Annotated in this window: 13 protein-coding genes; 3 read left to right on the forward strand and 10 right to left on the reverse strand. The window is 53.3% G+C overall.

The window, feature by feature from the left end:
* Positions 1 to 69: 69 nt before the first annotated feature.
* Positions 70 to 1125, reverse strand: coding sequence for a response regulator (locus OQ371_RS10750; RefSeq protein ID WP_265993764.1), 1056 nt, complete (start codon positions 1123 to 1125; stop codon positions 70 to 72).
* Positions 1103 to 2323 carry a PAS domain-containing sensor histidine kinase gene (locus OQ371_RS10755; protein ID WP_265993765.1) on the reverse strand — a complete coding sequence of 407 codons (1221 nt, stop codon included), beginning with the start codon at positions 2321 to 2323 and terminating at the stop codon, positions 1103 to 1105. The genes OQ371_RS10750 and OQ371_RS10755 overlap by 23 nt, the downstream gene beginning before the upstream one ends.
* 198 nt (positions 2324 to 2521) lie before the next feature.
* On the opposite strand from OQ371_RS10755, the gene OQ371_RS10760 reads away from it, so the two are divergent.
* Entirely contained in the window at positions 2522 to 2845 is a 324-nt protein-coding gene (locus OQ371_RS10760; protein WP_265993766.1) for a thioredoxin family protein, read from the forward strand.
* A 421-nt stretch (positions 2846 to 3266) separates the two neighbouring features.
* Here OQ371_RS10760 and OQ371_RS10765 read toward each other — a convergent pair whose 3' ends face one another.
* The gene (locus OQ371_RS10765) at positions 3267 to 3740 is read right to left on the reverse strand and encodes a cupin domain-containing protein (protein WP_265993767.1); all 474 of its coding nucleotides are present in this window, start codon (positions 3738 to 3740) and stop codon (positions 3267 to 3269) included.
* A 204-nt stretch (positions 3741 to 3944) separates the two neighbouring features.
* Here OQ371_RS10765 and OQ371_RS10770 point away from each other — a divergent pair, with 204 nt between their 5' ends.
* A complete protein-coding gene (locus OQ371_RS10770) occupies positions 3945 to 4520 on the forward strand; it encodes a TetR/AcrR family transcriptional regulator (RefSeq protein ID WP_265993768.1) in 576 nt (191 codons plus the stop codon).
* Positions 4517 to 5221: an NAD-dependent epimerase/dehydratase family protein gene (locus OQ371_RS10775; protein WP_265993769.1), complete on the forward strand. Its 705-nt coding sequence runs from the start codon at positions 4517 to 4519 to the stop codon at positions 5219 to 5221. Before OQ371_RS10770 ends, OQ371_RS10775 begins: the two co-directional genes overlap by 4 nt.
* Here the strand turns inward: OQ371_RS10775 and OQ371_RS10780 are convergent.
* The 7 genes from OQ371_RS10780 to OQ371_RS10810 form a co-directional block, all read right to left on the reverse strand.
* The gene (locus tag OQ371_RS10780; protein WP_265993770.1) at positions 5214 to 6596 is read right to left on the reverse strand and encodes a sensor histidine kinase; all 1383 of its coding nucleotides are present in this window, start codon (positions 6594 to 6596) and stop codon (positions 5214 to 5216) included. The two genes, OQ371_RS10775 and OQ371_RS10780, sit on opposite strands and share 8 nt — an antisense overlap.
* A 43-nt stretch (positions 6597 to 6639) precedes the next feature.
* The gene (locus OQ371_RS10785) at positions 6640 to 6840 is read right to left on the reverse strand and encodes a hypothetical protein (RefSeq protein WP_265993771.1); all 201 of its coding nucleotides are present in this window, start codon (positions 6838 to 6840) and stop codon (positions 6640 to 6642) included.
* Positions 6841 to 6942: 102 nt separating this feature from the next.
* Positions 6943 to 7620: a response regulator gene (locus OQ371_RS10790; RefSeq protein WP_265993772.1), complete on the reverse strand. Its 678-nt coding sequence runs from the start codon at positions 7618 to 7620 to the stop codon at positions 6943 to 6945.
* A 291-nt stretch (positions 7621 to 7911) separates the two neighbouring features.
* The gene (locus OQ371_RS10795) at positions 7912 to 8520 is read right to left on the reverse strand and encodes an RNA polymerase sigma factor (RefSeq protein ID WP_265993773.1); all 609 of its coding nucleotides are present in this window, start codon (positions 8518 to 8520) and stop codon (positions 7912 to 7914) included.
* Positions 8521 to 8736: 216 nt separating this feature from the next.
* A complete protein-coding gene (locus tag OQ371_RS10800) occupies positions 8737 to 12189 on the reverse strand; it encodes a ThuA domain-containing protein (RefSeq protein WP_265993774.1) in 3453 nt (1150 codons plus the stop codon).
* A 36-nt stretch (positions 12190 to 12225) separates the two neighbouring features.
* Positions 12226 to 13947, reverse strand: a complete 1722-nt coding sequence (locus OQ371_RS10805; RefSeq protein WP_265993775.1) for a GMC oxidoreductase — start codon at positions 13945 to 13947, stop codon at positions 12226 to 12228.
* Between the two features lie 4 nt (positions 13948 to 13951).
* The gene (locus OQ371_RS10810) at positions 13952 to 14479 is read right to left on the reverse strand and encodes a gluconate 2-dehydrogenase subunit 3 family protein (RefSeq protein ID WP_265993776.1); all 528 of its coding nucleotides are present in this window, start codon (positions 14477 to 14479) and stop codon (positions 13952 to 13954) included.
* Positions 14480 to 14544 lie beyond the last annotated feature (65 nt).

Raw genomic sequence — 14544 nt, forward strand, 5'->3', positions numbered from 1 at the left:
CTGATTAACCAAAAAGCCCCCGGTTTAGACCGGGGGCTTTTTGGTTACTTAAACGCGAAAAAGGGTTGGTTACCAGCGCGCCCGCTTCAATTTTTCGGGCTGAAGCACCCGAATGCTGGTGCCACTGATGTCAATTAATCCGTCGCTTTTAAACTCGCTGAGTGTCCGGATCAGGGATTCCGTGGCCGTGCCGACCATCGCGGCCAGATCATCGCGTGAGAAGTGGATAACGGGCTGAGGTTCGTTGCTTTGCAAGCTGTTGTGAAGCCGCAGTAGCGTATCGGCCACCCGCCGACGCAGCGAGTTGTAGGCCATCGCCAGGAGTTGATCTTCGCGGTCGGTGATTCGGTTGGCCAGCAGCTGAACAAACCGGCGGGCCACCTCGCCATCGCGCGAAATCAGGTCGATAAAGGTTTCTTTCGGAATGTAAACCAGCTCGGTATCTTCCAGCGCCACGGCCGAATCCGTCTGATCGGTCTGCTCCAGCAGACTTACGTAACCAAAAAAATCGCCCGACTGGTAGAGGCCCGTAATGAATTCCTTGCCGTCGGGGTTGGTTTTGAAGGTTTTCACCCGTCCGGCCTGCACAAAATACAGCCGCGTGGACTCGTCACCCTCCGAATAAACGAACTGCTTTTTCTTGATCAGATGCCCCTTGCGTTCAACCAGGAGCGAATCAACGCCGGTTACGGTGTGCGCATCGTCCAGAAATTGCCCCAAACCGTCTCTCGTTGGCTCGTAGGCCGGTCGCATCTGGTTGAAGCGTTTGAGCCGTCCTTCAACGGCATTCAGCAGTTCTATTTCGTCGAACGGTTTGGTCAGGTAGTCGTCGGCCCCCATTTCCATTCCCCGGCGGAAGTCGGCGCGCTCGGTTTTGGCGGTCAGGAAAATAAACGGAACGCTCGCCAAATCCGGGTTTTTATTAAAAATATGGAGCACCCCGTAGCCGTCCAGCACGGGCATCATGATGTCGCAAATCACCAGATCTGGTTTGGTTTCCAGAGCTTTCTCCACACCAATTTTGCCGTTTTCTGCCGTCAGCACACGGTAATTGGCGAGTTCCAGAATTTCGGCGGTATTTTCCCGAATGTCGTGGTTATCTTCAATGAGCAGGATTGTTTTCATAACGGAAAGAGATGGTTACGGTGGTTCCCTGATTAAGCTGGCTTTGAAAATCGATGGTGCCGTTGAGCAGCGCAAGGTATTGGGCAACAATGTGCAGCCCCAGCCCCGTGCCCTGAATGGCCGTTGCGTTTTTGGCGCGGTAAAACCGTTCGAATAAGTGCTTCTGATCGTCTTCGGACATGCCAATTCCCTCATCCTGAATCGAGATACGTACGGCCTCGTCGTGGCACCAGATCGCGATCCGGATCGGTTTGTTTTCGTCCGAATACTTGATGGCGTTCGACAGCAGGTTGACAATGATTTTACGAATCAGCGATTTGTCCAGCCAGACTTTATTGGGGCAATCCTGTTCAATTTGAATGGTTTGTCCGACCTTCAGAATTCCCTGAACGTCGGCGGCAATGCTGGTAGCCAACTCGTTGAGATCGAATAGCGAGTAAGAAGCTTCAATTTTACCTTCTTCCAGTTTGCCCACCGACAGAAACTCTTCAAGAATGTCGTTGAGGTGGTTGACCGACGCCTTGATGCGGTGGATGTGGCGATTGCGCTTCTCCTGTTGGTCGGTGGTGGTGTACTTGTTCAGCAAATCGGCGGATGTCAGGATGGCGCTCAGGGGCGTCCGGAATTCGTGCGATGCCATCGACACAAACCGGGATTTCAGCTCGCCCAGTTCACGCTCGGTAGCCAGGGCTTTGGAGAGTTCATCCTTCGACACCTCCAGTTGATGCAGCGTCACCATGAGGGCGTTGGTGCGGTCGGCCACTTTCTGCTCCAGTTCCGCATTCAGTTGTTCGATGCGGTTTTTCTGCTCGATGAGCGCCTGCTGAGCTTCCACCTTGTACGTCGTGTCGATGATGTAAGCCACGATGTAAAGTTCCTGGTCCTGGTGAAAATAGCTCAGGCTGATTTCCGCCGGGAACAGCGAACCGTCTTTGCGTTTGGCGTACAGATCACCACGACCGTGGCCCATCGGCCGAACTTCCGGGTGGGCATTAAACGACTTTCGTAATTTTTTGTGGAGGTCAATGAGCGTTTCGGGCACCAGAAGTTCGATGGTTTGCCCGACCATCTCGGATTCGGCATACCCAAACAGCTTCTGCGCAAACTGACTCACTGAGATCATTCGTCCATGACTGTCGGAGAGAATGATACCGATGGTCGCGTTGGCAAAAACGGCGGGAAATAGATTCGTAATCATACAACGTTTTCCGGTTTGCTGCAAAGAAAAGCGGATGCCGGAATTTGTCCGCAAGGTACGTCCGAAAAAGTAGTAGATGGCTGACATTTGTCAGTTTCCGGGCCAATCGAAGTCATATGGGATGGCTTCGAAAAGGTGCAATTTTACACAGCGTTACGGAACCGGGTTTAGCTCCGCCGTATCCTAATAAACTGTTTTATGGAAACGATTCTTTTTCAGCCACTCATCGTCCCCGCTAAGACCGCCGTTCTGCTGGTATTCGTACCTGATTCGCTAACGCAGCAAATTGTGGTCAACCGCCTGTTGGAACGGGTCGGTGCTGAGCTGGGAGACGTTGTTCGGATCACCCGCGTGGACCAGGTTGTCCATCCCGAAGTGGTTCGAAGTTTCGGGGTGCAACAGCTTCCGTCGTTCATTCTGTTGCGACAGGGCGCTGAAATCTGGCGCCACAACGGCCTGCCGGATCTTGCGGACCTGATGCGGCTGCTAACGGAGCGTTTGCAGGAAGCTACCAACTGGTAAAATGATTAAGTGTAATTGTTGGAGTGCCTATTTTGACTTACTGTTCGGAAACGTTGTGAAGGTGCGGGAAAACAAAACCCTGCCAGAGGTCTAAACCGCCCCGGCAGGGTTCCCAGCTACCATCTTACTCAAACGCACTCAACACATAATCTATTTGTTAGCTCAGTAATTTCGGTTAAGGGACTTTTTAGAAATAGCGATATCAGGATGATCATTGCAATAATGAGCAAGTAAACGCCTAAACTTAAGAATGGGCTTAATAAAAGCTTAGAATTGACTTAGAATCGCTTAAATCGGGTAGCGAATGGCTCTCCTCTGCCGCAAATGGGGTACGAGATTGGGTATTAGTCAGACCGGCAATAGCGGAAAAAAATGCCCACCGGGAGTAACGCACGTTGCGGGCTCCCGGTGGGCGTTTGCTTTAGGCGTATTGAATACCGTAACGGGCTGAGGCATCCACGATGAGTTGCATGGCTTCGGCCGAGGGCGGGCCCTGCGGAGGAGCGGGCAACATACCTTCGGCTGCTTCTTCGCTTAATTCATGAAAAAAACCTTCAAAATAGCCGGGCGTCAGATACAGAAGCGCCCGGGCGGTTGGGGTCAGTACCTCAAAGGCGTGGGGGATCGTCCGGGGCAGGAAAACCGTATCGCCCACTTTGGCATCAATGATCCGGTCGCCAATGGTGAAACGCAGGTTCCCCTCCTGAATAAAGAAAAGTTCGTCCTCCCGTTCGTGCACGTGTTTGGGAGGCTCGCAACCCTGGCGTAGTATTACCTCAATCAGGGAGAAGGTTCCGTTGGTTTGTTCGGTAGTGACGCGGAAGGTCATCAGGTGGCCGTGGTGATTCCGAACCGTACCGGCCTGTATGCCGGTGGTTGGTTGTAAGGTTGTCATTGTGTTGCAGATAAGTGTGAATAACTGCCGCAAAGGTGACCGCCGTGATCAGGAAAACCGGGTGTAAACTCCGTGGAACGGTAGAAAAAAGAAGTGAAGCCGGGATGGACTCTAGTGAAACGTATTGAAACTTTATGTTACTAAAATTTGCCAATTAAGTAACATTTTTAGTTACATTGTGGAGCGATTAGTCAATCAGATCCGATGGACAAACCCGAAAAGATATTAGCAACGGCCCTCCGGTTATTTGTTACGAACGGTTTTCACGGTACGCCCACCAGCAAGATTGCCAGTGAAGCCGGCGTTTCCAACGGAACGCTTTTTCATTATTTTAAAACCAAAGACGAATTGGTGGTGGCTCTGTATACAACCATCAAGGGGGAACTAAACCAGTTTTTAGAAAGTCAAATCAACACCGCTTCAACCAGCAAGGAAAAATTCAGGCGGTTTTTCGTCGGCTCGGTTGAATGGGCGCTGAACAACGGCGACGCTTTCTACTTTATTCAGCAGTTCCGGTTTTCTCCGCATCTGAACCTCGTTTCGGAAGAAGAAACCCGCCAGCAAAGTGAAATGCACACGCAGTTGCTTCAGGAAGCTCAGAGTTTGAACGGACTAAAACCGCTCCCGGTGGACCTGATTGCCACGCTGACGGCCAGCCAAATCAATGGGGTCCATCAGTACCTGGTGGAAAAAGCCGTGGGGCCTGATGAGCAACGCAAACTAATCGACGACGTTTTTGAATTGACCTGGGCAACGGTCGCAAACCCTGAAATACGATGACAACAACTGGAATACGGGCGATTATTACCGGTGCAACCGGTATGGTCGGGGAGGGGGTGATGCACGAATGCCTGCAACATCCGGACGTAGAAGCCGTCCTGCTGATCAATCGGAAACCGTCCGGCTTTTCGCACCCCAAACTAAAGGAAATCGTTCATGCCGATTTTTATCATTTTGCAGCCATTGAAAACCAACTGGTTGGCTACAATGCCTGTTTCTTCTGCCTGGGGGTCTCGTCGGTCGGAATGCCCGAACAGGAATACTACAGGGTGACCTATACGCTGACATTACACGTAGCCACCACCTTGAGCCGCCTGAATCCGGACATGACGTTCTGTTACGTATCGGGCGCTGGTACGGACAGCACCGAAAAGGGCCTGTCCCGCTGGGCTCGCGTAAAGGGCAAAACCGAAAACGACCTGACTAAATTACCGTTCAAACAGGTGTTTAACTTCCGGCCGGGTTTTATTAAACCCACGAAAAACCTAAAGAATACCAATAAATATTACCGCTACATCGAATGGTTGTTCCCCATTGGCCGGGCGTTGTATCCGAGCGGTTTCTGTACGATGGAGGAATTGGGAAAAGCCATGATCAACTCGGCGCGGAACGGCTACGAAAAGCAGATTCTGGAGGGGAAAGATATTATAGAATTGGCAAAGCGGATGCCGGTTTCGGGGGATAGGGAATACTTTACGTAAACTCCCGCACCAGTTCCAGGTGAAAAACCGTTGGTTCACCCTCGGCCGACCTGACGGAGATGCGGCCCTGATGAAGCCGCACAATTCGCTCCACCAGCGACAGGCCCACGCCGTAGCCCCGGCTTCCGGCCGTTTGGCGGCTCCGGTAAAACGGCTCAAAAATATACGGTAAATCGTCGGCCGGGATGGGGTCGCCGTCGTTCTGAATGTTGATCTGCACCGACGTTTCGTTGAAATAGACCTGGATCAGCGCCTTGCCGTCGCTGGAAAACTTGCAGGCATTTTCGGTCAGGTTTTTCAGGACGGTGCGCAGCAGCGCGGTGCTGCCCGGCACGGCCAACTGGTTAAAATCTTCGGGCAACTCCTCAAAACGAACCGCTACCTCGTAGCAGGAATTGATGGCGCTGACCTCGTCCCGAATGTCCCAGATTACTTCGTCCAGCCGCACCGAGTCGGTCAGCAGGGAAACCGCCGATGCCTGATTGACCTGCGAGAGTTGCAGCAATTCCCGCGTCAGGGTCGATAAGTCGCTTACATCATCCAGCACGGACCGGATCGTCTCCTCGTAAACCTCCGACTCCCGGCGGTTGAGCAAGGCCACTTCCAGTTGGGAGCTGATCTGGGTCAGCGGATTTTTTAGTTCATGGGAGACGTTGGCCACAAACATCCGTTGCAGCCGGAACGATTCGTCAATCCGGTCGAGCAGGTGATTAATCGTTGTCGACAAGCGGTTGATTTCGTCATTTTCCACGCTGACGGGTAGACGCTCCTGTAAAGTGTTGGGAAAGATATGGTTTAACTGTTGTTCCATTCGCTGCATCGGGCGGAGCACTTCGCTCGCGTAGACCCAGCCGGAGAAGGCCACGATTCCGACAATGGCGATAAATAACCCGATCAGAACGGCCAGCATCCGGAGCAGAAACTGATCGCCGTAAAGGTTTTCGGCGCTGGCCAGCACAATGTACCGTTCGGAGCCCTTCTGGTATTCCAGCCCCGTTACGTAAGCCAGCCCCTGCCGGAAGCGCATGCCCTCGTGCCGCCGGATGGCATCCAGATCTTTCGTCGATACGGCCAGCGGGGGGCTTTCGCGGACCTGATTCGTAATGAAAATAGGAACGTTCTGGCCGTCATAAACCGCTATTTTCTGGGCGGGAAGCTGATCTTTGCGCAAACGGGCGTACTGGCTTAATAACTGCGGACCCATGTTCCGGCGCGTCATCAACTCACCAACGGTGTCGGCCTTCCGTTCGAGACGGCGGTAGAAATCCGAAGAAATAAAATACCAGCAAAACGCGTAGATACAGGTAAAGGCCAGGGCCAGAATAGCCGAAACCAGGCCGGTAAAGCGAAGAGTCAGTCGGGTACGGATGGTCATACCGTTGGAGCAAAATTATAGAACGGCAAGCCCGACGCGGTTATTATCGGAGCAAAGCAGGAATGTCGACCAGCCAGGCAATCATCAGGGTCAGGACGAAAAGGCTGACCATCAGGATCATTAGCCAATCCGGTTGCCAGGGTTCCCGGGGGGCGGGTTTGGACGGACGCACACGGTTGGGGGAGCGGGCCAGATGGCCTGAATGGGCTCCAAACGGATGGTTGTACCGGATTTTAGAAGTCATATTGTGTTGGTAGAGACACGCTTGACTACAAAAAAAAAGCAAATTTCTTAAACAGGACTAAATGAAACCTTAGAATTTACTTAGAAGTCCATTCGGTATTGTCTATTCCTCCCGAAGAACATACCCCATTCCAAACTGGGTGTGAATGAGTTTCTTGGGAAAATCTTTGTCAATTTTTTTTCGCAGGTAATTGATATACACTTCAACTACGTTGGTTCCTGCGTCAAAGTTCAGATCCCACACCTGCGCGGCAATATCCGCTTTGGAAACCACCCGCCCCTGATTACGCATCAGAAATTCGAGCAGGGCAAACTCCCGGGCGGTCAGATCAATGGAATGGCCGTCGCGACTAACAGTTTTGGCGTCCAGATTCATTTCTATACCCGCAAACCGCAGCGTCTGGGCGTTCATCTCGATCTGACGGCTTCGCTTGGTCAAAGACCGGATTCGGGCCAGCAATTCGGCAAACTGGAACGGCTTGGTCAGATACTGGTCCGAACCGACGTCGAATCCCATCACTTTGTCGCTGGTTTCATCCAGCGCCGTCAGGATCAGAATAGGGGTTGTGACGCCTTGAGCCCGCAGTTGCCGAACGAGTTCGAAGCCGTTGATGCCCGGAATGATGACATCGGTAATGATCGCGGCATACGAATTTTTCAGCGCCAACCGTTTGGCAATCAGTCCGTCGTAGGCAATATCTACTTCAAACTGCGTTTCTTCCAGCCCTTGTCGGATCGCGTGTAGGGTTTTGGGTTCATCTTCAACCACTAAAATCTTCATAGTCGAGCGCCAATCATTCATTACCTAACCATACCCTGTTCAGATTGTTATGGGAATTCGGCGTGGCAAAAAAAGCATTCGCTAAGTTGTTAAGCAAATTCTAAGCAGTTCTTAACGTACTTCTAAGCTTCCCTCGGTTGCTTTGCATGGAAAGAGCGGGCAACAGCCGGGTTTGGAATGATCCGTATCGCTCTGATTCTTTTTTAAATTAGCAATGAATAGCGCGTTTTTAGGTTTGTCTAAAATGCCGGATAGCCATCGGAAAAGAGTTCGATGGCTATTTTGTTGTATTCAGTGCAGTAAAAACAGCGCAATCAGCCAGTACTTAAAAATAGACATTTGACTTTTGAGGGAAGTCAAGGCTTTATAGAGCAAGTTAGCAACCGACTGGCGATTAATTTCCATCAATTCCGAAATCTCCTCGTTTTCCATCCCCTTGTAAAACTTCAGGAAAACCACTTCCTGCTGCCGTTTGGGGAGGCCCGCAATGGCCTGCCGGATTTTGCGCTGGCTTTCGGAATCGGTTTCGCTCTTTTCCATTTCGGTTTCAATCGTTTCCCAATCCGACACCTGGTCAACTTCCTGGAACATAGGAACGGAAACCGCGTGCTTACTTCGACGGAATTCCTGAAGTAGCTGATTACGGAGCGACTTAAAAAGGTAAATGGAAACGTACTGAATGGTCAGCGACTGCCGTTTTTCCCAAATGTTAATAAAAATCTCCTGAATGGAGTCCTTGATGAATTCCCGGTCCGTAGTAAAATTGACCGCGTAGCCAAACAACGCGCGGTACTGCGATTCGGCTAATTGACAAAAAGCCATCTTGTCTCCGGCTTTCGATCGCTGCCAGAGATCCAGTAAATGGTCGTTTTCCTCAATAATACGCTGTCGATGATCCAAAGTAACGAGCACCTCTTTGTTAATAGAAGGTAAAATAACAGCTTTAATTGGTAAAACATAAATAAAAAACCGCCCATTTGCGATTTATACAAGTAATAGCCGTTAAAATCCCAAGTTCTCAAAATAAAATTTGCACAATGCCGGGATCATTAGGCTGGGCGCGGAAGATGGCCAACCTGGATAAAATGCTTGGGCCACCCTCCGCGACTGGCCTCGTTACTCCTGAAATTCGATGCTGGTCAGCTTCAGAACCTCGTCGTTGGGCTTATCGCGTTTGATGGCAACAAAGTAAACATCGTGTTTGCCGCTGACGGGTTTAGTAACCTTGCCGGTCAACAGCTTTAGTTTGCCCCAGTCACCGCTGGGTCCGTAGGACGTCCGGCTGATCACCGGTCCGGCCTGTGAGTCAATCCGGACCTCAATCTCGCCCGTGTTGTTCCCCGATGCGTATTCGTAGACAAACTGGTTAATGTTCGTCAGGTCAGTGTTTTTCAGCAAAATGTACGCCTTGTGGCCGCCTTGCGACAGATTGTCCCGAAACCGGGAGAAACCAACGTGTGCATCGGCAAAAACCGTCCGCACCTTCGCATTCCGCAACGTAACGACCTCCGTGCCGGTCAGCGGCCCGACGGCCTGCCCGCCCTTGTCCGTATACGAAGCCAGCAGCGTGTATTGCCCCCGCACTTCGTCTTTTTGGTGATCGTTCAAGGCGAGCGAACCCTGCAAGGGCAACGGTTTCGGGTCACGCGGCTTGTCGGTGAGCGAGAAAATATACCGCACCATTTCCTGCGCGTCGGCTTCGGCTACCTGCGGGTGGGCGCTCATCACGTGCACGTTCCCCCAGTTGCCGCCCCCGCCTTTGATGATTTTCGTTGCCAGCTTTTCAACGGCTCCGGTTTCGCTTTTATAACGCTGCGCCACGGCCAGCAGCGACGGCCCCACCGACACTTTATCGATTGTGTGGCAGGCTTTGCAGTCGCTGGCATCCATCAGGGTTTTCCCCGGGGGATTGCTCACCAGCACCGACGTGGGCGACTTGGCCGCGTTCGGGTCGAGCGTGCTGGGCTGCGGGTTGTAAACGTAAACGAACTTGATGCGTTTTGGGTCAATTTTGCCATCTTCCCGGTCCTGCACCTTCACCGAATACGCAAACGGTTTTCCTTCCCAGAAAAAGGATTTATTCTGGGTGCTGGCAATGGCGATGGCCGGTTTCGTATTCCCTACTTTAACCAACACCGTATCCCGGCCCACCAGCCCCGCCCGGTCGGTGACGCGCAGAATGGCCCTGTAAACGCCCGGTTTGTTATAAGTATAACTGGGGTTGGGCGTAGTGGCACCCACGGTTTTTCCGTCGAACAGCCACTCGTATTTCACGGCGTCGTCATCGTCGAGGTCGCGGCTGCCCCGGCTGCTGAACTGCACCCGCAACGGCGCTTGGCCGGCTGCTTCGCGCAGAATCGGGAAATTCCGGCGTTCGGAGGTCAGGAAAACCGTGCGGTCGAGGTGGTTTTCTACCGCCGTATCCGAAACGCTGGCCTGGGCAATGGGGGCGCGGTTGCCGGTATTGTATTCAATCCTGACCAGCCGGGCGTCTTCGTTGTCGGCTCCGTACACCGAACCGTATTCCAGCATATACATGGCTCCATCGGGTCCGAAATCAAGGTCGATGGGCCGCCGGAAGTCGCCGTTGCCCGCCATAAACGGTTCGCTGCGTACGTAATTTTCGGCCTGGTCGAACGTCAGGACCAGCACCCAGTTGCGCATCCAGTCGAACACAAACAGCTTGCCGTCGTAGTAATCCGGGAACTTGCTGGCCGACGATGAATTTCGGTTGTAGGTATAAAACGAACCAGCCATGGCGCTGCGACCCCCGAAGCCCAGTTCCGGAAACTCCTCCGAAGGTGCGTACGGATACCAGATCATGGCGGGCGTGGCCGGTGGCAGTTGGTTCAGACCGGTATTGTTCGGGGAGTTGTTCACGGGCGCGGCCGGATCGAATTTCGGACCGGCGGTTTTGGCCGCAAAATCCCACTTCGCATACGCGTAATTGTTACCGACAAAATACGGCCACCCGAAATTCCCGGCTTTTTTGGCCTGGTTAAACTCGTCGTAGCCGCGCGGTCCCTGCGGTCCGTCCTGACCGGCATCGGGGCCAATTTCACCCCAGTACAAAACCGATGTTTTCGGGTTGACGGCAATGCGGTAGGGGTTCCGGCAGCCCATCGTGTAAATCTCCGGTAAAGTTTTCGGCGTTCCTTTCGGAAACAAATTGCCGTTGGGAATCGTGTAGGCGGGCGCGCCCCCGGCTCCGTCGGGTTCGGGATGAATGCGCAGGACTTTACCCTTCAAGTCGTTGGTATTAGCCGACGAACGCTGGGCATCCAGGCTGTAAAATTCTGCGCCGGGCCGCTCGTCCATGGGAGAGTAGCCGTCGGACGGAAACGGGCTGGAGCTGTCGCCGGTCGACAAATAGAGATTGCCGTCCTTGTCCCACGCCAACGAACCGCCGTGGTGCGAACCGCTCACTTTCTGCACCGGCACTTTCAGCAGCACCTTTTCCGACGCCAGATCAAGCGTGTTGTTGGCCTTGACCGTAAAGCGCGAAAGCTGAAAATTGACGGGTTCTTCCGTTTGGCCGGCGGGGGCATAATACACAAAAAGGTGCCCGTTTTTGGCAAAATTCGGATCAACCGTGACGCCGATCAAACCCGTTCCGCCCGCGTAGGTGATCGGGAATTTATGAACCAGCGAGTGTTTTCGCGTTTTGGTATTGTAAACCGACAGATTGCCCTGCAATTCGGTGAAGAAAATCCGGCCGTCGGGCGTAATGGCCAGTTCCATTGGCGAGGCCAGGTCGTTGACCAGCACGGTTTTGACGAAGCGGTTGGGTTCCGGCGTTACTTTGGCGTAGGCTTTCTGATAGTCCAGCGGTTTGCCTTCACCGATGGCGTATTTTATACCGCCCAGCAAATGTTTTAAAAACAGCGGCTCACTGAAGCTTTCGTCGGTGTGGCCGTTGCCGGTATAGAATGCCCGTCCGCCGTCGAACTCGTGGTACCAGCTAATCGGGTGATTGGCTCCGTTGGTGCCGCCTTCGTAACTGTTTTCGTCGAGGTACGCCAGCGTTTTGATGCCGGTGTAAAACGAGCGGTAATTGTACCATTCGTCGGTCCGGTCCCAGCGATCGGGCAGGAGAGTGGTCGACGCGTGTTTTTTGTTGGAAACCTCAACGGTGGCTTTCCGGACGTTCGGGTTGTGCGGATGGCTGGCAAAATGCGCGCCCATCAGCTTGCCGTACCAGGGCCAGTCGTATTCGGTGTCGGCAGCCGCGTGGATACCGACGTACCCGCCCCCGGCCTGGATATACCGTTCAAAAGCTGCCTGTTGCTCGCCGTTCAGCACGTTGCCGGTGGTGTTGTTGAAAATAACCGTCGCGTACTTTTTCAGGTTTTCGTCCGTAAACAGGGCCGAGTTTGTGGTGGTGTCCACCAAAAAGTTATTTTCCCGGCCCAGTTTCTGAATAGCCGCAATTCCAAACGGAATGGACGTATGTTTCCAGCCTTTGGTTTTCGAAAACACCAGTATAGAAACCGGATCGGCCAGCCGGGCGGTCATGCTGGCGTGCACACAGAAAATAATACCAACGAGTAGGAGTGAGCTGATTCGCATTAGTAATGACATGTCAGGCTACTAAATTAAGGGCTTTTAGAGGTTTTTCTTCTTTAATTCTTTAACGGCATGATCAACGGCCCGGGCGGTCAGGGCCATGTAGGTCAGCGACGGGTTTTGCGTGGAGGTGGATGTCATGCAGGCGCCGTCGGTGACAAACACGTTTTTGCAGTGGTGAAGCTGGTTCCATTCGTTGAGCAGCGAGGTTTTGGGGTCTTTGCCCATCCGCACCCCGCCCATCTCGTGAATGTCGGAGCCGGGCGCGGCTTTGGAATCCGTGGCTTTGATGTTGGTAAACCCGGCTTTGGTAAACATCTCCGTAAACTGTTCGAGGTAATCCTTGATCATCTTCTCGTCGTTGTCGTCCCAGCCGGCCGAAATCCGGAGCGTCGGGATGCCGTACGGATCTTTCCGCTCTTTGTCGAGCGCCAGAAAACTGCTTTCTTTCGGAATGGTTTCGCCCATCATCCAGGCGCTGACGTTCCAGTTGCCCCATTTGCGGTGGAGAAGTTGCTCTTTCAACCCCGCTCCGATGCCTTCCTGGGTTGAATACATGCCCCGCCCGGCTCCGAAACCCACGGCGTAGCCCCGCAGAAAGTCCATTTCCTGTTTGTGCAAATTCCGGAAGCGGGGAAAGTAGCTGTGGTTCGGATTTTTGCCGTCGGTGGCTTTGTCGGGAAAACCGTCGAACTCCGCCGACATGCGGCCCCGGTAATTGTGCCAGGCGACGTATTTACCCAGTAGCCCGCTGTCGTTGCCCAAGCCGTTCGGAAAGCGGCTCGAGGTGGAGTTCATCAGAATCAGGTTGCTGTTCAGGGCCGAACCGTTCACAAAAATGAGGTTGGCGTAAAATTCCAGCATCTGCTTCGTATTGGCATCGACCACCCGAACGCCGATTGCTTTCCCAGACGTTGGCCCGGCCTTTTTCTCGTCGTAAATAATCGAGTGCACCACCGAATGGGGCCGTAACGTCATCCGGCCGGTTTTCTCGGCCCAGGGCAGGGTGGAGGCATTGCTGCTGAAATACCCGCCAAACGGACATCCCCGCACGCACAAGGCCCGGTGCTGGCATTTGGCCCGGCCCTGCGCCGTGTGAATCGGCTGTGGACTGGTGATGTGGGCGCACCGGCCCTGAATCAATTGCCGGTCCTGATAATTCCGGGCAATGACGTTCTGAAAATGCGTTTCGACGCAGTTCATTTCGATGGCGGGCAGAAACTCACCGTCGGGCAGGTGGGGCAAACCGTCTTTGTTGCCCGAAATACCGGCAAATTTCTCGACGTAGCTGTACCAGGGCGCAAGGTCTTTGTAACGAATGGGCCAGTCGACCACAAAACCGTCGCGGGCCGGGCCTTCAAAATCGAAATCGCTCCACCGCTGCGTCTGGCGCGCCCACAACAGCGACTTTCCGCCGACGTGGTAGCCCCGCGTCCAGGTAAACGGTTTGTCTTCGATGTACGGTTGTTCGTCTTCCTTGACGGCCCAGTGTAAGGTTTCTTCGCGCATGAACGACCGCGCCTTGCCGTATTCGGCCCGCGTTGCCAGCGGCACCTGCCCCCGGTGTTCGAAGTCCCAGGGGTTGAGGTTGGCGGTCGGGTAATCTTTCACGTGTTTCACATCCCGGCCCCGTTCCAGCACCAGCGTCCGGAGTCCTTTTTCGGTTAATTCTTTGGCCGCCCAGCCCCCGCTGATGCCCGACCCGATGACAATGGCATCGAACGTCAAGGCTTTTACGGCGTCAATAGTCAAGTTTGCCATTGCTTTATCGGGAAGAAACCGGTACGCAGCCGTAGTAGTGGCCCGGAATGGGTTGATAATTATAATGTTTCGTCATGACGTACTCCGAGGTTGTAAAGCCCTGAATGGTCAGTTGCCGAACCAGCTTGTAAAAATCGCTCAGCGGGATTTCCGGCGTTTTTTCGAGGGCCGCCAGCACCGCAAGCCGTTGCGGGGTGTCGCAGGAAATGAACGGTTGGTTGTGTTGTTGCCGGGCGGTTTCGTCGACGTTCTTCAGGCCGTTGGTGAAGGCCGTCTGCACGTCTTTTTCGTAGCAATCCGTTATCATTTTCTGAATAAACGTCTGCACGTTCAGGGCCTTGGCCCCCGGCGTATCCGTTTGCGGAATGATTGTGTCAACCACTTCGGTCAGGACGGCATCGAGGTGGGGGGGCAGAAAAGCCGTTTCGGATTTGACCGTAGCCGGATTCCAGCCGCTGGCCCAGTTTGGCAACACCAGCAGCCCTCCAGCGGCTGTTGCCAGATTTTTAAGGGCAATTCTTCGTTTCATCATAGTACATTTGGGTTCAGGAAATCCTGATTATACGTATAAAGCAGTACGTCCTGTAAATCTGCTTT

Source organism: Larkinella insperata (genome assembly GCF_026248825.1).
Taxonomy (GTDB): domain Bacteria; phylum Bacteroidota; class Bacteroidia; order Cytophagales; family Spirosomataceae; genus Larkinella; species Larkinella insperata.

Coding starts and splice junctions, on each gene's coding strand:
- OQ371_RS10750 (WP_265993764.1), bottom strand. CDS start 1,125: ATGAAAACAATCCTGCTCATTGAAGATAACCACGACATTCGGGAAAAT.
- OQ371_RS10755 (WP_265993765.1), bottom strand. CDS start 2,323: ATGATTACGAATCTATTTCCCGCCGTTTTTGCCAACGCGACCATCGGT.
- OQ371_RS10760 (WP_265993766.1), top strand. CDS start 2,522: ATGGAAACGATTCTTTTTCAGCCACTCATCGTCCCCGCTAAGACCGCC.
- OQ371_RS10765 (WP_265993767.1), bottom strand. CDS start 3,740: ATGACAACCTTACAACCAACCACCGGCATACAGGCCGGTACGGTTCGG.
- OQ371_RS10770 (WP_265993768.1), top strand. CDS start 3,945: ATGGACAAACCCGAAAAGATATTAGCAACGGCCCTCCGGTTATTTGTT.
- OQ371_RS10775 (WP_265993769.1), top strand. CDS start 4,517: ATGACAACAACTGGAATACGGGCGATTATTACCGGTGCAACCGGTATG.
- OQ371_RS10780 (WP_265993770.1), bottom strand. CDS start 6,596: ATGACCATCCGTACCCGACTGACTCTTCGCTTTACCGGCCTGGTTTCG.
- OQ371_RS10785 (WP_265993771.1), bottom strand. CDS start 6,840: ATGACTTCTAAAATCCGGTACAACCATCCGTTTGGAGCCCATTCAGGC.
- OQ371_RS10790 (WP_265993772.1), bottom strand. CDS start 7,620: ATGAAGATTTTAGTGGTTGAAGATGAACCCAAAACCCTACACGCGATC.
- OQ371_RS10800 (WP_265993774.1), bottom strand. CDS start 12,189: ATGCGAATCAGCTCACTCCTACTCGTTGGTATTATTTTCTGTGTGCAC.
- OQ371_RS10805 (WP_265993775.1), bottom strand. CDS start 13,947: ATGGCAAACTTGACTATTGACGCCGTAAAAGCCTTGACGTTCGATGCC.
- OQ371_RS10810 (WP_265993776.1), bottom strand. CDS start 14,479: ATGATGAAACGAAGAATTGCCCTTAAAAATCTGGCAACAGCCGCTGGA.